Genomic DNA, 17,142 nt, shown 5'->3' with positions numbered 1-17,142 from the left:
GCGAACGACTTGGGGCCGAACCCGGCCCGGCGGACGCCCGCGACGGGCGATCCTCACGCTCCCCCGGTCTTGGGGGAGCGTGAGGCGCGGCCTCAGAAGTCGAAGCGTGCGGTGGCCGAGATCGCCCGGCCGTTGAGCAGGCGGGCGCGCAGCAGACCGGTCGCGGGGATGCGGTCCTCCTCGATGCTGGTGACCGCCACGACGTCGAACAGGTTGGTCGCGTTCAGCGACAGGAGCAGCCGGTCGACCGGGCGCACCTGCACGAAGGCATTGGTGGTGACATAGCCGGGCATGCGCAGCAGATTGCTGTCCTGCGCGAAGCTCTTGGTCGTGCCGATGAACACCGCCCCCAGCGCGAACCGGTCATTGCTGATCTGCGGCGTGGCCTGGAAGATCAGATTGGCCTGGTGGCGCGGCGTGTTGCCCACCACGGCGGCGTTCAGGCGATCGGCGACGATCTCGGCGGTCGTATAGGTGGCACCGCCCGCCAGGCTGAACAGCCCCTGGCTGACCCGCCCCTCGAACTCCAGCCCCTTGGAGCGATAGCGCCGCGAGAGCGCCAGCTTGGTCGAGTTATCGACATTGGTGTCATTGCTCTCGACATGGAAGGCGGTCAGGTTCAGCGCGATCCAGTCCTGACGGAACTTCACGCCCAGCTCGGCCTGCTTGACCGGATCATAGGCGGCGCTGGGATCGGTCAGCCGGCCCGTCGCCGCGTCGATCACCGTGCCGAAAGCCAGGCGATCGGCATTGGCACGCGCACCCCGGCTATAGCGGGCAAAGGCCGAGAAGGGTTCGGCCACGCGGAAATTGACGCTCGCCGAATAGGACAGATAGCCATAGTCATAATCGACGAAGGCGGGCGCATCATTGGGCGTGACGCCGACGCGCCGTTCGGGCGAACTGATCGTGCCGTCGCCGTTCAGGTCGAAGGCGATCTGCCCCACCCTTCCCTGGCCCAACTCGACGCCATACAGCGTGCCGCGCGCCGTGCCGCGATCATAGCGCAGGCTGGCACCGACCGACAGGCGGCCGGTGCGGAAATTGGCCGAGGCGAAGGGCGCATTGACCGTATAGCGCAGGCGCGTCGTCCGCCGCTGCGTCCCCGACAGCGCGTTATAGGCATAGATGCCGTTCTGCGTCCGCGCGATGCCGGTGCCGTCGAACACATCGAGCAGCGCCGCATCGCCGCCGCCCCGGATTTCCGACACCGCGACCGCGTACATCGAGGTCGTGTCGATCGACTGGCGCGCCGAATACCAGCCGGCGGTCGTCGTCAGGCTGCCGCCCGCGACCTCCCAGACGCGGCTGGCGCGAATGTCGTTGGTGATGTTGCCGATGTCCTGCTGGTGGCGATCCCGGATCGCGAGCACGCCGATCAGGCCGTTGTCGTTCAGCGCGCTCGGATCGGCGATCACCTGCCCCGCATTGGGGCCATTGGCGTAGCGGAACGTGCCGCCGGTCGCCCCCAGCCGGGTCAGCGCGGCGGCGGGCGACAGGATCTGGCTGCCCGACGGACCGATCAGCCCGCCCGAGCGACCGGCGATGCGGAAGCGCTCGGTGATCGTCCAGTCGGCCAGGCCGAACTGGCTTTCCAGCCCGAACGCCTGCTCCTTCACCCGCTGGCCGTCGCGCATATCCTCCAGCACCGGGCGATTGTCGCCGTCCATGATCAGCAGCGACTGGAACCGGCTGGACAACAGCGTGTCGCGGGTCGGGTCGAAATTGGGGATGGCGGACAATGCGGGCTTTTCGTTGGTGCCCGTCACGCGGAACGGCACCGCCTCGTAAAAGGGCGAACGATCGTCCAGATACTTGCCGTAGAAGCGGATATAGCCGCCGGCGAACTCGCGCGTGACATTGGTCTTGATCTGACCGCCCTTCTGCCCGTCGAAGCCGGTACGACGCGGACCTTCGCCCTGGCGGTAGAAGCCACCGATATGGAAGCGCAGATTGCTCGCCAGCCGCCCGCCATAATCGAAGTCGGCGCGATACTGGTCGAAATCGAGTCCGGCGGTCAGCGCGACGGCGCCGCCTTCCTGCTCGCCGGTCTTCGAGATGAAGTTGATGATGCCGCCGGGCGAATTGGACGCGAAGGTCGAGGCCGAACCGCCCCGGATCGCCTCCACCTGCGCCAGGTTCAGGTCGACTCGCATGAAGCTGTCCGAGCTGGCGCCCAATATGTCGCCGAACTCCATGACCGGCAGACCGTCTTCCTGCAGCTGGACGAACTTGGCGCCCGACGAGGATAGCGGCAGGCCGCGGATGGTGATGTTGGCGATGCTCTCGCCATTGGGCGCCTCGGCGAAGATGCCGGGAATGTCGCGCAGCAATTCGCCGATCGAACGCGGTGCCAGTCGGGCGATCTCCGCCTCACGCAGCGAACTGGTCGATGTCGCGCTGTCCAACCGGTCGCGGCCCTTGGCGACGCCGGTGGTCACCACATCCTGTTCAGCCGTCTTGGCGTGTTCCGGCGCGGTCTGTGCTTGAGCGGGCATGGCGATCGCCGATGCGGCGGCCAGTAAAATCCAATTAACCTTCATGCACCCCCCGATGGCTATTGTTGATCTGGGGGATACACTTGCTCGATTGAAATATTCTTAAATCTTAAAACTACTTCATTACGACATCATCTTCTCAATGTCTTGATTATAACCCATCAATTTCTTACCTGTTTCTTGCCAATACCAAATCGGCTTGATAGCGTAAGCATTACAAGGACTTATCATTGCCACCTTGTTCCGCGGCATAAAATGCGGGCCAGATCGAGGATGATCGCCCCCCGTAAAGCCACGGCACCGACTCGCTCGACGCGCGGCCTCACTCCTCCACCAGCGCCTGCTCCAGATCGGCCCAGATGTCCTTGGGGTCCTCCAGCCCGACCGACAGCCGGACCAGATCGGGCATCACGCCATGCGCGATCAGCTGTTCGACCGGATAGGTCGAATGGGTCATGCTGGCGGGATGCTGGATCAGCGTCTCGGCATCGCCCAGCGACACCGCGCGGGTGATCAGCGTCAGGCGGTTCATCACGCGCTTGCCGCCCTCATAACCACTATGCAGTTGGAACGCGATCATGCCGCCGGGCAACGCCATCTGCCGCGCGGCCAGATCGCGCTGGGCGAAGCTGGCGAGGCCGGGATAATGGACCGCACTGACCGCCGGATGTGCCTCCAGCCGGGTTGCGATCGTCATCGCCGATGCGGCATGGCGCTCGACCCGCAGCTCCAGCGTCTTCAGCCCGCGCAGGATCAGCATGGCGTTGAACGGCGACAGCACCGCGCCCGTCATGTCCTTCAGCCCGAACAATCGGATCTGCTGAATGTCCTCCGCACGACCCAGCACGACCCCGGCGACCAGATCGCCATGACCGCCCAGATATTTCGTCGCCGAATGCACGACGAAGTCCGCGCCCAGCGTGACCGGGCGGGTAATGACCGGCGTCGAATAGGTGTTGTCGACCACGCTCCACGCGCCATGCGCCTTGGCGAGCCTGCAGACCGCCGCGATGTCGACCAGCCGCATATTGGGATTGGCGGGCGTCTCGAAATAGACGAGCCGGGTGTCGGGGCCGAACGCCGCCGCGACCGCCGCCAGATCGGTCATATCGACATGGGTCACGCGGATGCCGAAGCGCCCCAGACCATGCTGCATGAAGGCGAAGGTACAGCCATAAAGCGTGATGTCGGTCAGGATCTCATCGCCCGGCCGCAGCAGCGTCCACAGCGTCGCGGTGATCGCACCCATGCCCGACGCGGTCGCCAGCGCCGCCTCCGCGCCCTCAAGATGGGCGATGCGCCGCTCCAGCAGGTCGAGCGTCGGGTTGGAGATGCGGCTATAGACATGGCCCGGCCGCTCGCCCGAAAACCGCGCCGCGCCGTCCTCCGCGCTTTCGAAGGCGAAGGTCGAGGTCAGGTGCAGCGGCGGGGTCAGCGCACCGTCATGGTCGAGCGGGTCATAGCCATGATGGATCGCCGCCGTCGCGAAGCTGAGTTCGGCATGCTTGGTCATATCGGGGCCTTCCTGTCCGCCAAGACCGCATCCTATGACGAAGCGTCCCCGCCGAAATTGCGTTTTCCGCCAGAAATCGCGCCTGGCTTGGCAGAATCTGCTAAGGTCGGTCATGGACGCGAAAGACCGGCAGATCATCCGCCTGCTCCAGCAGGACGGTCGCCTCACCAACCAGGACCTGTCCGAACAGGTCAACCTGTCCCCTTCCCCCTGCCTACGCCGCGTGCGCCTGCTCGAAGAGGCGGGGGTGATTCAGGGCTATGCCGCGATCGTCGACCAGCGGCTATACGGCCTGCCCGTCACCGCCTTCATCCGCGTCCGCCTCGAACGCCACGGCCGCGCGCTGGTGCAGCAATTCGAGGACGCCATCCGCCAGCTGGACGAAGTGATGGACTGCCACCTGCTGACCGGCGACGCCGACTATCTGCTGCGCGTCATCGTCGCCGACCTGGAAGCCTATGAGATCTTCATCCGCCGCGAGATGCACGCCATCCCCGGCATCGCCAGCCTCGACACGACCTTCGCTTATGGCGTGGTGAAGAGCAGCCGGACCTTTCCGACGCGGTGATGAGGGGCAGAGATGGCGGAGCGGGAGGGATTCGAACCCTCGATACGGTTTTGCCGTATACTCACTTTCCAGGCGAGCGCCTTCGACCACTCGGCCACCGCTCCGCATGTGTTCATGCCTGGAACACGCGCCCCTAATGCGCTTCTCGGCCTCGCGCAAGCGATTGCGTGGGGCGGGCGGCTGGGGCAGTCTCATGCGTCATGACGATCGCGCTTCTGCTCGCCGCGCTTCTGACGCAGGCCTCGCCCGCCCCCGCTCCCGCCGCCCAGGCGAGCGATCCGCTGCCCGGCGACTGGATCGCGGTTCCCGATGACGAGGTGCTGGTCTTCACCCTGTCGAACGGCAGGACGGTGACGGTCCGCCTCGCCGCCGCGCAGGCGCCGGTGCATGTCGCCAATATCCGGGCGCTGGCACGGGCGCATTGGTGGGATGCGGGGACCAGCGTCTACCGCGTGCAGGAGAATTACGTCGCGCAATGGGGCGACGCGACCGAGAAGAAGCCGCTGCCCACCGGCATCGTCGCCAATCCGCCGGCGGAATATGTCCGCTCCGGCAACAGCGCGGTCGCGCGGCTGAGCCGGCCCGATCCCTATGCCGCCTGGGCGGGCTATAGCCGCGACGGCTGGCCGCTGGCGGGGAACGCAACCGGCGAATGGATTCCGCACTGCTATGGCATGGTCGGCGTCGCGCGCGATCTGGCGCCCAGCACGGGGACCGGGGCCGAACTCTATACGATCATCGGCCATTCGCCGCGCGGTCTGGACCGCAATATCGCGGTGGCGGGGCGCGTGATCGACGGCATGGAGGCGCTGTCCACCCTGCCGCGCGGGACGGGCGATCTGGGCTTCTACAAGGACGAGGCGCAGCGACTGCCGATCGTCTCGGCCAGGCTGGCGAGCGAATTGCCGGCGGGCGAACGGCCCCGCTTCCAGTATCGCGAGACGGTGTCGCCGCGTTTCGCCGCCTGGATCACGTCGCGCGAGAATCGCAAGAACGACTTCTTCACCGTGCCGGCCGGGGGCGTGGACATCTGCGCGGCCCTGCCACCGGTTCGCAAGGTGCCCTGACACGACGGGGGGGATGGCTTTCCCCGTCACCTGTTGGGGCGGCTTGCTGGTCCAGGTGCCCCTATCGCGCAACGGCAAGTGTAAACACAATAAAAACAGAGTTTTCGCCTGTCGGAGCAATTGCGCGTGATCGGCCGCAAGATCACGCCATCCCCCTCTGTTCCTCGTAACAAAGCAACGCTACAGCGATGGCTGCGCCACGTTCGAGGGAGACGGACGAAGCATGACCGCGACTGCCCATGCCGACATACCCGCCGGTTTTGCCGCCGTTCTGGCGCGCAACGGCGAGATGGGGCGGTTGATCGCGGGCCATGACTGGGCCGCGACGCCGCTCGGCCCGATCGCGTCCTGGCCGCAGAGCCGCATGACGGCGATCGGCATCGCCCTGTCGTCGGCCATTCCGATGGCGACGATCTGGGGGCCGGAGGGCATCCTGATCTACAATGCCGGCTATGCCGCCTTTTCGGGCAACCGCCATCCGGCCATTCTGGGCGCGCGCCTGCTCGACGCCTGGCCGGAGGCGCGCGCGTTCAACGAGCAGGTCGTCCTGTCGGGCATGAACGGCCAGAGCCTGGCCTATCGGGACCAGGCGATGATGCTGGAGCATCGGGGCAGCAGCGAGCAGCATTGGCTGGACCTGGACTATACGCCGATCGCCGACGAACAGGGGCGGCCCGCCGGCGTGCTGGCCACGGTGATCGACAGCAGCGCGCGGATGCGCGACCGGCAGGAGCGCGAGATCGCGATCGTCGCCGCGCGCGAGAGCGAGGCGCGGTTCCGCAACGTCGCCGATCACGCGCCGATCATCATGTGGGTGACGCAGGCCGATGGCCGCTGCGTCTACATCAACCGCGCCTGGACCACCCAGACCGGTTTCGACATCGACCAGGGGCTGGATTTCCACTGGATCAAGGCCATCCATGCCAAGGATCGCGCGCTGGTCGAGAACGCCTTTCGCGCCGCGACCCGCGACCAGGTGGCGTTCAACCTGGAGTTCCGCCTGCGCCACCGCGACGGCGGCTATCACTGGGCGACGGTCACCGCGATCCCGCGCATCGACGACGGCGTCTATCTGGGCATGGTCGGCTCGGTCTTCGACATCGACGAGCGCCGCCGGGCGGAGGCGACGCTGCGCGACGTCAACGCCGTGCTGGAGCGCCGCGTCGCCGAAGCCCTGGCCGAGCGCAAGCTGTTCGCCGACATCATCGATTCGACCGGCACGATGGTGCAGGTGCTGGGCTTCGACCATTGCTATCTGGCGATCAACCGCGCCGCGGCGGACGATTTCGAGCGGATCTTCGGCCTGCGCCCGCATATCGGCCAGCACAAGGGCGACGCGATGGCCGGGCGCCCCGAAATCCTGTCGGTCATGCGCGATTACTGGACCCGCGCGCTGGCGGGCGAGGAGTTCTCGGTCATCCAGGCGCTGACCGACCGTGCGAACGAGAAGCGGCATTATGAGCTGCGCTTCAGCCCGCTGGTCGCCGCCGACGGTACGCCGATCGGCGCGTACCAGTTCGCGACCGACGTGTCCGACCGGCTGGCCGCGCAGGAAAGGCTGGCCGATATGGAGGCGCAGCTGCGCCAGAGCCAGAAGATGGAGGCGGTCGGCCAGCTGACCGGCGGCATCGCGCACGACTTCAACAACCTGCTCCAGGTCGTGGTCGGCAATCTGGAAATGCTCGACCGGTTGCTGCCCACCGACGAGCAACCGCGCGCCAGGCGGGCCGCGACCAACGCCATGACCGGGGCCAAGCGCGCCGCGACGCTGACCCAGCGGCTGCTCGCCTTTTCACGCCGCCAGCCGCTGGCGCCGCAATCGGTGGACCCGGTGCGGCTGGTCGACGGGCTGTCCGACCTGCTGACCCGGACGCTGGGCGAGCAGGTGACGCTCGACATCCGCGCCGAGCCCGAACTGTGGCGGGCCGAGGCCGATCCCAACCAGCTGGAAAGCGCGATCCTGAACCTGGCGGTCAACGCGCGCGACGCGATGCCGCATGGCGGCACCCTGTCGATCACGCTGCGCAACGCCCGGCTGGACGGTCATGCGACGATGGTGGCGGGGCCGGTCCCCTATCCCACTGATCCGGGCGACTATGTCGCGATCGATGTCAGCGATACCGGCACCGGCATGGACCGCGCAACGCTGGGCCGCGTGTTCGAGCCGTTCTTCACCACCAAGGAAGTGGGCAAGGGCACCGGTCTGGGCCTGTCGATGGTCTATGGCTTTGCCAAGCAATCGGGCGGACAGGTCCAGATCGACTCCAAGCCCGGCCAGGGCACCTGCGTCTCGCTGTTCCTGCCCCGCTTCGAGGGTGCGGTCGAAGCGCCGGTCGAGGCCCCCGCCGCACCCGGCGGCGCGGTCCAGGGGTCGGAGACGATCCTGGTGGTCGAGGATGACGCGGACGTCCGCGCCTATTCGACCGAGGCGCTGCGCGAACTGGGCTATGACGTGCTGGAGGCGGAAGACGGCGCCAGCGCGCTCGCGCTGCTGGAGGCCCCCGAGGCATCGCGCATCGCGCTGCTCTTCTCCGACGTGGTGCTGCCCGGCGGCATGACCGGTGCCGACCTGGCCTCGGCCGCGCGGTCGCTCCACCCGGCGCTCAAGGTGCTGTTCACCACCGGCTATGCCCGCGATGTGATCGTCCATGGCGGGCGGCTCGACGCCGGCGTCGCGCTGATCACCAAGCCGTTCGACTTTGCCGACCTGGCGGCGCGGATACGGGCGATGCTGGACGGGTAAACCGCACACCGGAAAGGTGTCGCCGATCGCGATTACCTCCGTTTTCGATCAGTCTTCGGCATTGCGGATCGAAAATACGATTGCTCCTCTCACGATCCGTTGAGATCGATGGTGTTGCCGGATACCTTCCCGGGTTCGTGCCGGCTTGTTGCTTTGCGTCATTCTCAATCCATTTCCATGGGGGGATCATGCAAAAGTTTCTACATGCCGCTATCGGTATCGCCGCGCCTTTCGCTGCAACGGCGCAAGGTGCGCCGCCGCCGCAAAACGATAGCGCCGTCGTCGCCGAACAGCCCGCGAGTGCCGAACAGGTCGAGATCGACCGTATCAACCAAAAATATCAAGATGAATATCAGCAGATCGAAAATCAGACCGACGATCTGGAGAAGAAGGGCGACATTTGCGGTTCGGGCACGGTGAAGTGGGATGTCACGACGACCGCCTTCGACGTTCCCGAAGTCACGATGAAAACGCGTCGATTCAGCTTCGACACCATCAAGACCACGTTCAAGAACCGTGGCTTTTCGCTCGACCTTCCGGATTGTCGGTGGAAAATCCGGAACATCGGTTTCGGCATCAAGACGAAACTGTGGTCATGCGGCATGAAGCGCCAGGACTTCAGCACGAAAATTCCCGAATTTCGGAAAGCACGAACCGATTTCTCGTTCAACATTCCCGAATTCCGCAAAAAGCGGATCGAATGGAAATATCACATGCTCAAGATCATGAGCCTGGATTCGATTTCGGCACCCTGCAAGGAGCTTGAAGGCGAAGGCATCAGGATTCAAAAGCAGACCGAAGAGACTAACCAGAACCACATGGCCGAACTACGGCCCGTGCTGCGCAAGCAGATTCAGGATGGCCTTGCGGAGATGTCGCGATCGGCCATGGTGGCCGACCAGGACATGGCCGCCGCGCTGGCGGACATGGACAAGAGTATCGCCGAACTGGCGAAGAACGGGCAAAATCCGGCCACCATCATGACCGAGGTCGATGGCCAGCAGGTCAGCCTGGTCGATGCGCGCGCGCAGATCGCCAGGCAACGTACCGATCTGCAGACGCTCCTCGCCCTGCAACAGGCCGAGATGGAGGCGCGGCTGGTCGAACTCGATCAAGGGCTGACCGCTTAGGGCCGATCGACATTCACCCCATTCTTCCCCTTGCAGGGGAGGTAGCAGGCCGCAGGCCTGACGGAGGGGTGTTCCGGCTGGCAAGGTCAGTCTAACCAACGACCGGTGACACCCCTCCACCATGCTTCGCATGGTTCCCCTCCCCTTACAGGGGAGGAATGAAATCCCGCAGGGGTTTGCTAGGGTCACTCGCGGGCATCTGTCCCCGGCTTGTGCGGCGTGCGATCGTCACGCACCCGATTCAACGACTTGCGCGTTCGGCGCAGCGGGTCGAAAGGACAGGGATGGCGACGCGGTTTCGGCAATTTTGGAGCGAGGAGGAATGGTCCTTCGCTCCCCATGAACGGCCGACCATTCCCGGCTCTCCCGGCAATTTCGACCACCCGCTGCGCCGCCGGCTGGCCTATGGTTTGATCGCGGTGCTGATCGGGCTGACCGGCGGGTTGGGCAATGCGCTGGTCCAGGTCAACACCTTGCAGTTGCAGGGCGCGCTGGGGCTGGACCCGACCGAGATCGCGTGGCTGCCGATCGCCTATGTGATGACCAACGCGTCGATCAACCTGTTGCTCATCAAGTTCCGCCAGCAATTCGGCCTGCGCCCGTTCGCGCTGCTGTTCGTCGGGCTCTATACCGTCCTGGCCTTCGCGCATCTGTTCGTGCGCGATTTCGGCACCGCCATCGCGGTGCGCGCGGCCAGCGGCATGGCGGCGGCGGCGCTGTCGTCGCTGGGCCTTTATTACATGATGCAGGCGCTGCCCGCGAAATGGCGGTTGAAGGCCATCGTGCTGGGCATCGGCGTGCCGCAATGCGCGACGCCGCTGGCGCGCCTGTTCTCGCCCGAGCTGCTCGCCATGTCGCAGTGGCGCACGCTCTATATGTTCGAGTTCGGGCTGGCCGCGATCAGCCTGGCCGCGATCGTCGCGCTCCGCCTGCCCCCCACTCAGCGGTTGAAGGCGTTCGAGCCGCTCGATTTCCTGACCTTCGCGCTCTATGCGCCCGCCATCGGGCTGATCTGCGCGGTGCTGGGCCAGGGGCGGCTGGTGTGGTGGACGCAGGCGGAATGGATCGGCTGGGCGCTGGTCCTGGCCATCCCGCTGCTCGCCGCCGCGTTGTGGATCGAGCATAACCGGGTCAATCCGCTGCTCAACACCCGCTGGCTGGGGTCGGTCGACATCATCCGCTTCGCCATCGTCACGCTGATGGCACGTATCGTCCTGTCCGAACAGAATTACGCCGCGGTCGGCCTGCTGACCACGCTGGGCCAGAATAACGACCAGTTCGGGACGCTGTTCACCATCGTCTTCATCGCCTCGGTCGCCGGGGTCGTCGCCAGCGCGGTGACGCTGGACGTGACCCGGCTGACCCATCCCGTCATGTTCGCGATCGCGCTGGTCGCCGTCGCGGCCTTTGCCGACAGCTTCTCGACGAACCTCACCCGCGCGCCACAGCTTTATGCGACCCAGGCGCTGATCGCCTTTTCGACGACCTTCTTCCTCGGCCCCTCGCTGCTGTTCGGCATGACCCGCGCGTTGCAACAGGGGGCGGGGCATGTGATCAGCTTCATCGCGCTGTTCGGAATGCTCAACTCGGTCGGCGGGTTGGGCGGCACCGCCCTGCTCGGCACCTATCAGGTGGTCCGCGAAAAGACGCACAGCGCCGCGATCGTGCAGAATATCGACCCCACCGACCCGCAGGTGACGCAGCGTATCCAGGCCGGCGGCGTGCGCGTGTCGGGCGTCGTCTCCGACCCGACCCTGTCGCGCGCGGAGGGCGGCGCGCTGTTGTCGCAGGCCGCCACGCGCGAGGCCAATATCCGCGCCTATAACGATGTCTTCCGCCTGGTCGCAGCACTTGCGGCCGCCGTCACCCTGTTCCTCGCGCTGCTGACCTGGCGGCGCAACCGGCGCGCCCGCGCCGCTGCCAAGGCCTGAGCCATGACCGACACCCGCTCGCCCGTCTCCCCCACCCCGATGACCGAACAGGCCGCCGCCGAAGCCGGTGCCGGGCCGGTCGACGCCGCCCCCGTCCCCCCGCCCGCGCCGCCGCCGGCTTCGGGATGGCGGCCGCCCTCGGGCGGATGGCGGTCGCGCGCGCTGATCCTGGTGCTGGTCGTCGGCGGCATCGCGGCGGTGCTGGCGGCGTGGCGGCTGCCGCCCTTTTCCAGCAGCATCCAGTCGACCGACAACGCCTATGTCCGCGGTCGCACCACCGTGATCGCGCCGCAGGTCAGCGGCTATGTCACCGCCGTCCTCGTCCGCGATTTCGAGACGGTGCGCGCCGGCCAGCCGCTGGTACGCATCGACGACCGCATCTATCGCCAGCGCGTCGACCAGGCGACTGCGCAGGTCGCGGCGCAGGAGGCGACGCTCGCCAATAGCCGCCAGGCGCAGGCGTCGCGTACCGCCAGCCTGTCGGCGCAGGACGCCGCCGTCGCCAATGCCGAGGCGCAGCTGATGCGCGCGCAGGCCGACATGGCGCGCGTCAACGACCTGGTCACCGACGGCTCGGTGTCCTTGCGCGAACGCGACCAGACGCTGGCGGCGCTACGCCAGGCGCAAGCCGCGCTGCGTCAGGCCAAGGCGGCGCGCGAGATCGCGCAGCAGGACGTCCGCACCGTCGTCGTCGGGCGCGGTGGGCAGCAGGCGGGCGTGTCGGGGGCGGAGGCCGCGCGGCGCCTCGCGCAGATCGACCTCGCCAACACCATCGTCCGCGCGCCCGAGGATGGCCGCCTGTCCGAGGTTGGCGTGCGGCTGGGCCAATATGTCACCGCCGGATCGCAGCTGATGTTCCTGGTGCCGCCCGAAACCTGGGTCATCGCCAATTTCAAGGAAGCGCAGACCGCGCGCATGGCGGTGGGCCAGCCGGCCAGCTTCACCGTCGACGGCCTGAACAATGCCCGGCTGACCGGCCGGGTCGAGCGCATCTCGCCCGCCGCCGGGTCCGAGTTCGCGGTGCTCAAGTCCGACAACGCCACCGGCAACTTCACCAAGGTGCCGCAGCGTATCGCGGTGCGCATCCGCGTCGATCCGGGCCAGCCGCTCAGCCAGCGCTTGCGCCCCGGCATGTCGGTACAGGCCAGTGTCGATACCGCCGGCGGACCGGTGGTGCGATGAGGCGCGCCGCCCCTTCCCTGATCGCCGCGCTGCTGCTGGCGGGCTGTATCGGCCCGCGCCCCGAACGGCCGGCGGCCAGCGCGGTCGTCGCGCCCCCTGCCTGGCGCACGACGCTGGGGCCGGGCAGCCCGATCGCGACCGAGTGGTGGCAGGCGTTCGGCGACCCGCAACTGACCGCGCTCGTCACCACCGCGCTGGCGAACAGTCCCGATCTGGGCAGCGCCGCCGCACGGGTCGAGGAGGCGCGCGCGCAGGAGCGGCTGGCGCGGGCGCAGCTGTCCCCCAACATCACCGCCGGACTGCCGGTCAGCGAGGCGCGGACCGTCACCGCGCTCGGCACCGGGCTGGACGCCTTCGGGACGCAGCCGCTGGTCCAGGCCAGCTATGATTTCGACTTGTTCGGCCGGTTGCGGAGCGCCCGCGCGGCGGCGCGCGCGCAGTTGCTGGCGACCGAGGCGGCACGCGATACCGTCCGGCTGGCGCTCGCGAGCGGGGTGGCCAGCGGTTACGTCACGTTGCGCGCGCTCGATCACCGGCTGACCATCGCGCGCGAGACGCTGGCCGCCCGCGCCGACGCGCTGCGCATCGCCCGGCGGCGCGCGGAAACCGGCTATACCTCGCATCTGGAGCTGCGGCAGGCCGAAGGCGAGTATCGCTCGACCGAACAGCTGGTCGCCGCCGCGCAACTGGCGGTCACGCGACAGGAGAACGCGCTGAGCGTGCTGGTCGGCGGCACGCCGGGGCCGATCACGCGCGGCCTACCCATCGACCGGCTGGTCCGTCCCGCCATCCCCGACGGCCTGCCCGCCGACCTGCTGCGCCGCCGCCCCGACCTGTTTCAGGCCGAACAGGCGCTGGTCGCCGCCGACCGCTCGCTGGACAGCGCGCGCGCGGCGATGCTGCCCAGCCTGGGGCTGACCGGAACGGCGGGCGTCGTCCTGTCGAGCGCGCTCAAGAACCCGATCACCATCTTCTCGATCGGCGGCAGCGTGCTCGCCCCGATCTTCGACGCCGGCCGCCTGCGCGCGCAGGCCGATGCCAGCGCGGCGCGGCGCGACCAAGCGGCCTATGCCTATCGCAAGGCGGCGCTGACCGCGTTTCGCGAGGTGGACGACAGCCTGGCCTCGGTCCGCCGCTCGGGCGAGCAGGCGGTGGCGCTGGCCGGACAGCGGACCGCGCAGGCCGATGCGCTGCGCATCGCCTCCAACCGCTACCGCGCGGGCTATTCCTCCTATCTTGAACAGCTCGATGCGCAGCGCGGCCTGCTGAACGCCGAACTGGCGCTCGCCGAGGCGCAGGCCAATCAGCTGACCGCGTATATCACCCTCTATCAAGCGATGGGTGGCGGCTGGTCGGACGCGGCGATCCAGGCGACCGCGCGCTGAACACCGGGAAAAGGGAACGCCATCCGCGCTGACGCGCTTGTGCCCCCGGACTCGTTTAGCATGGGAGAGCCGATATGGGCGTGAAAGCCATTTACAAGACGAAAGCGACGGCGACCGGCGGTCGCGACGGTGCGGCGCGCAGCGAAGACGGCTCGGTTGACGTCAAGCTGGTCGTCCCGAAGGAAATGGGCGGTCCGGGCGGCGAGGGCGCCAATCCGGAAAAGCTGTTCGCGGCGGGTTATTCGGCCTGTTTCCTGGGCGCGATGAAGGCGGTGTCGGGCAAGGAAGGTGTGAAGGTGCCGCAGGACGCGACCGTCACCGCCGAGATCGGCTTCGGTCCGCGTGACGAGGGCGGCTATGGCATCACGGCCGACCTGACCGTCAACCTGCCCGGCGTCGACCGCGCCGATGCCGAGCGGCTGATGCACGCCGCGCATCAGGTCTGCCCCTATTCCAACGCCACGCGCGGCAATGTCGATGTCGGCCTGACGCTCGCCTGAGCCGACCACGACCGCATGTGAAACCTCCAGGCCCTTCGCTTTTTCGAAGCGGGGGGCCTCCTTTTTTTGACAAGGGACCCTTCATGACCCGCCCCGCCGGCACCGAATCCTTCGCGCTCAACCAGACCATGCTGCGCATCCGCGATCCCAAGCCATCGCTCGCCTTCTATCAGGACGTGCTGGGCATGACGCTCCTCCAGCAGCTGGATTTCGAGGAGATGCGCTTCTCGCTCTATTTCCTGGCCTATCTGACCGATGGCGAATCGATCCCTGAGGACCCGGCCGAACGCGCGCATTTCATCTTCGACCGCGAGACCACGCTGGAGCTGACGCACAATTGGGGCACCGAGTCGGACCCCGATTTCAAGGGCTATCATGACGGCAATGCCGATCCGCGCGGCTTTGGTCATATCGGGATCAGCGTCGCCGATGTGACGGGCGCTTGCGAACGCTTCGAGTCGCTGGGCGTGCCGTTCAAAAAGCGGCCGCAGGACGGCAAGATGAAGGATATCGCCTTCATCACCGACCCCGACGGCTATTGGATCGAGATTCTCTCGGCCGCCGGTATGACAGACAGCCTGCCGCCGCGCTGACGACCCAGTCCCTTCCCGACCGAAAAATGGTTCCGCAACCGGATATTTACCGGTTCGGACCATAACGGGCAGATCGGAGAGGAAGGGAAGGGATTCGCAAGCCCCTTCCCGACCAAGTGCGAGTCTCCCACTCGCGGTCGATGGAGGGACCATCATGATTACCTGGTTCGCCAAAACGGCACCTGTTCGCCAGAAATTCGACGTGTTGACCGTCGTCTATGGCGCACTGGCGACCGCCGGGCTGATTGCGACCATCATGGCACATGGCGGCGTCGCGCCGACCCTGCCGATCATCCTGTCGGCGGCGGTGCTGCCGATCACGCTGGCCGTATCGCGCGTCAGCCGTTCACTGATTTGCAACCCCTATGTGGGCAGCGTCGAGGCCATGGAACGCCTGGCCGCCGGCAATGTGCACACCGATGTGCCCTATACCGACTATCGCGACTGTATCGGTCGGATGGCGAAGGCCGTGGCCGTGTTCCGCGACAATGCCGTCGGCGTGCAACAGGCCGCGCAGGCGCAGCAGGTCGTCGTGACCGCGCTGGGCAAGGGCCTGGGCGAACTGGCCGAAGGCAATCTCGACCAGTCGATCGATACCCCCTTCCCGGCCGAGTATGAAAAGCTGCGCGCCGATTACAATCGCGCGGTCGGGGCGCTGGCGAGCACGATGGGCACCGTCATTGCCTCCACCCACGGCATCAATTCGGGCGCCAGCGACATCCGCCAGGCCTCGGACGACCTGTCGCAGCGCACCGAGCAGCAGGCCGCCAGCCTGGAGGAAACCGCCGCCGCGATGGACGAGATCACCTCGACCGTCCGCCAGACCGCCGAGGGCGCCAACCGCGCCAACCGCGCGGTCGCCGATGCGCGGGTCGAGGCCGAACAGTCGGGCGACGTCGTGCGCCGCGCGGTCGACGCCATGGCCGGCATCGAGCGCGCCTCCAGCGAAATCTCCGAGATCATCAGCGTCATCGACGGCATCGCCTTCCAGACCAACCTCCTGGCGCTGAACGCCGGTGTCGAGGCGGCGCGCGCGGGTGACGCGGGCAAGGGCTTCGCGGTCGTCGCCTCCGAGGTGCGTGCGCTGGCGCAGCGCTCGGCCGATGCCGCCAAGGACGTGAAGTCGCGCATTCTCGCCAGCTCCGAACAGGTCGAATCGGGCGTCGGCTTGGTCAGCGAGACCGGCAAGGCGCTGGAGCGGATCATCGCGCGCATCACCGAGATCAGCGGGCTGGTCGGTGACATCGCCAGCTCCGCCGAGAAGCAGGCGGTCGGGCTTCAGGAGGTCAACACCGCCGTGTCCGCGATGGACGGCGTGACCCAGCAGAACGCCGCGATGGTCGAACAGGCCACCGCCGCCGCCCGCTCGCTGGCGGTTGAGGCCGATGGCTTGGCACGCGAGGTCGCCCGCTTCCGCATCGCCCATGGCGGTGGCCATCATGACGGCTTCGTCGCGACGCCGGCCGCACCGATCGCACCCGCCGCCTCGTCGCTGCCGGTCCATCAGTTGCAGCAGCGCGCCGCCGCCGCCGGTCGTCGCATCGCGCAGACAACACGCGCCGCCCGTCCGCCGGTGGCCGCGCCATCCCCGTCCTTCGCGTCCAGCGCCCCCCAGTCGAGCGGCAATGCCGCGCTGGCGGTCAGCGACGACGACTGGACCGAATTCTGATGCCGGCCCCGCCCTTCTGAACCGGGGCGGGACCGCTTCTTCCCTTCCTGCCGCCGCCTCGAACTGCCGACTGGAGTTTCACCGTGACCGCTCTGTCCCTTGCCCCCGTGCTCGACACCACCGCCGCCGCGCCGCTGCGCCAGGCGCTGCTCGACCTGATCGCGTCGGGCGACGCCATCGCGCTGGACGGTGGTCAGGTGACCCAGGCCGGCCAGGCCTGTCTCCAGGTGCTGGCCAGCGCGCAGGCGATGGCCGCCTCGATCCGCACGGACTTCGAATTGCAGAACCCGTCCGAAGCGCTCGCTTCCATGATCACGCTGGCGGGCCTCGACCGCCTCGTCACCCCCGCCGCCTGAAAGGCCC

General features: G+C 67.3%; 13 protein-coding genes and 1 tRNA gene. 11 read left to right on the top strand and 3 right to left on the bottom strand.

The features are described from left to right. Nucleotides 1-92: 92 nt before the first annotated feature. Together GGR48_RS07280 and GGR48_RS07275 are read right to left on the bottom strand one after the other, a co-directional pair. On the bottom strand, nt 93-2,543 hold the full coding sequence (locus GGR48_RS07280; RefSeq protein WP_183951262.1) for a TonB-dependent receptor domain-containing protein: 2,451 nt from the start codon (nt 2,541-2,543) through the stop codon (nt 93-95). Between the two features lie 277 nt (nt 2,544-2,820). Then, nucleotides 2,821-4,011 (bottom strand): methionine gamma-lyase, encoded by a 1,191-nt coding sequence (locus GGR48_RS07275; RefSeq protein WP_183951261.1) that lies wholly within the window; start codon nt 4,009-4,011, stop codon nt 2,821-2,823. Between the two features lie 112 nt (nt 4,012-4,123). On the opposite strand from GGR48_RS07275, the gene GGR48_RS07270 reads away from it, so the two are divergent. Continuing rightward, nucleotides 4,124-4,579 (top strand): Lrp/AsnC family transcriptional regulator, encoded by a 456-nt coding sequence (locus GGR48_RS07270; RefSeq protein ID WP_183951260.1) that lies wholly within the window; start codon nt 4,124-4,126, stop codon nt 4,577-4,579. A 13-nt stretch (nt 4,580-4,592) separates the two neighbouring features. Here the strand turns inward: GGR48_RS07270 and GGR48_RS07265 are convergent. Next, nucleotides 4,593-4,683: transfer RNA gene (locus GGR48_RS07265), tRNA-Ser, on the bottom strand. A gap of 96 nt (nt 4,684-4,779) precedes the next feature. Between GGR48_RS07265 and GGR48_RS07260 the strand changes: the two genes are divergently transcribed. The 10 genes from GGR48_RS07260 to GGR48_RS07215 all read left to right on the top strand — a co-directional run bounded on the left by GGR48_RS07260 (nt 4,780) and on the right by GGR48_RS07215 (nt 17,135). Beyond that, nucleotides 4,780-5,646 (top strand): peptidylprolyl isomerase, encoded by an 867-nt coding sequence (locus GGR48_RS07260; RefSeq protein WP_183951259.1) that lies wholly within the window; start codon nt 4,780-4,782, stop codon nt 5,644-5,646. A gap of 223 nt (nt 5,647-5,869) precedes the next feature. Beyond that, on the top strand, nt 5,870-8,389 hold the full coding sequence (locus tag GGR48_RS07255) for a PAS domain S-box protein (protein WP_183951258.1): 2,520 nt from the start codon (nt 5,870-5,872) through the stop codon (nt 8,387-8,389). Between the two features lie 188 nt (nt 8,390-8,577). Next, nucleotides 8,578-9,519, top strand: coding sequence for a hypothetical protein (locus GGR48_RS07250; protein ID WP_183951257.1), 942 nt, complete (start codon nt 8,578-8,580; stop codon nt 9,517-9,519). A gap of 284 nt (nt 9,520-9,803) precedes the next feature. Continuing rightward, nucleotides 9,804-11,450, top strand: a complete 1,647-nt coding sequence (locus tag GGR48_RS07245) for an MFS transporter (RefSeq protein ID WP_183951256.1) — start codon at nt 9,804-9,806, stop codon at nt 11,448-11,450. Between the two features lie 3 nt (nt 11,451-11,453). After that, a complete protein-coding gene (locus GGR48_RS07240) occupies nt 11,454-12,632 on the top strand; it encodes an HlyD family secretion protein (RefSeq protein WP_183951255.1) in 1,179 nt (392 codons plus the stop codon). After that, a complete protein-coding gene (locus GGR48_RS07235) occupies nt 12,629-14,017 on the top strand; it encodes an efflux transporter outer membrane subunit (RefSeq protein ID WP_183951254.1) in 1,389 nt (462 codons plus the stop codon). Before GGR48_RS07240 ends, GGR48_RS07235 begins: the two co-directional genes overlap by 4 nt. 74 nt (nt 14,018-14,091) lie before the next feature. Beyond that, nucleotides 14,092-14,517, top strand: a complete 426-nt coding sequence (locus GGR48_RS07230) for an organic hydroperoxide resistance protein (RefSeq protein ID WP_183951252.1) — start codon at nt 14,092-14,094, stop codon at nt 14,515-14,517. 83 nt (nt 14,518-14,600) lie between these two features. Then, nucleotides 14,601-15,110 carry a lactoylglutathione lyase gene (gene gloA, locus GGR48_RS07225; RefSeq protein ID WP_183951250.1) on the top strand — a complete coding sequence of 170 codons (510 nt, stop codon included), beginning with the start codon at nt 14,601-14,603 and terminating at the stop codon, nt 15,108-15,110. Nucleotides 15,111-15,264: 154 nt separating this feature from the next. Further along, nucleotides 15,265-16,779, top strand: coding sequence for a methyl-accepting chemotaxis protein (locus tag GGR48_RS07220; protein WP_183951249.1), 1,515 nt, complete (start codon nt 15,265-15,267; stop codon nt 16,777-16,779). An 83-nt stretch (nt 16,780-16,862) separates the two neighbouring features. Further along, on the top strand, nt 16,863-17,135 hold the full coding sequence (locus GGR48_RS07215; RefSeq protein WP_037568354.1) for an STAS domain-containing protein: 273 nt from the start codon (nt 16,863-16,865) through the stop codon (nt 17,133-17,135). Nucleotides 17,136-17,142 lie beyond the last annotated feature (7 nt).

Origin of the sequence: Sphingomonas pseudosanguinis, from assembly GCF_014196255.1 — a bacterium.
In the GTDB taxonomy this organism is placed as follows: Bacteria; Pseudomonadota; Alphaproteobacteria; order Sphingomonadales; family Sphingomonadaceae; genus Sphingomonas; species Sphingomonas pseudosanguinis.
This window is presented reverse-complemented; position numbering and strand designations above follow the sequence as displayed.

Coding starts and splice junctions, on each gene's coding strand:
- GGR48_RS07280 (WP_183951262.1), bottom strand. CDS start 2,543: ATGAAGGTTAATTGGATTTTACTGGCCGCCGCATCGGCGATCGCCATG.
- GGR48_RS07275 (WP_183951261.1), bottom strand. CDS start 4,011: ATGACCAAGCATGCCGAACTCAGCTTCGCGACGGCGGCGATCCATCAT.
- GGR48_RS07270 (WP_183951260.1), top strand. CDS start 4,124: ATGGACGCGAAAGACCGGCAGATCATCCGCCTGCTCCAGCAGGACGGT.
- GGR48_RS07260 (WP_183951259.1), top strand. CDS start 4,780: ATGACGATCGCGCTTCTGCTCGCCGCGCTTCTGACGCAGGCCTCGCCC.
- GGR48_RS07255 (WP_183951258.1), top strand. CDS start 5,870: ATGACCGCGACTGCCCATGCCGACATACCCGCCGGTTTTGCCGCCGTT.
- GGR48_RS07250 (WP_183951257.1), top strand. CDS start 8,578: ATGCAAAAGTTTCTACATGCCGCTATCGGTATCGCCGCGCCTTTCGCT.
- GGR48_RS07245 (WP_183951256.1), top strand. CDS start 9,804: ATGGCGACGCGGTTTCGGCAATTTTGGAGCGAGGAGGAATGGTCCTTC.
- GGR48_RS07240 (WP_183951255.1), top strand. CDS start 11,454: ATGACCGACACCCGCTCGCCCGTCTCCCCCACCCCGATGACCGAACAG.
- GGR48_RS07235 (WP_183951254.1), top strand. CDS start 12,629: ATGAGGCGCGCCGCCCCTTCCCTGATCGCCGCGCTGCTGCTGGCGGGC.
- GGR48_RS07230 (WP_183951252.1), top strand. CDS start 14,092: ATGGGCGTGAAAGCCATTTACAAGACGAAAGCGACGGCGACCGGCGGT.
- gloA (WP_183951250.1), top strand. CDS start 14,601: ATGACCCGCCCCGCCGGCACCGAATCCTTCGCGCTCAACCAGACCATG.
- GGR48_RS07220 (WP_183951249.1), top strand. CDS start 15,265: ATGATTACCTGGTTCGCCAAAACGGCACCTGTTCGCCAGAAATTCGAC.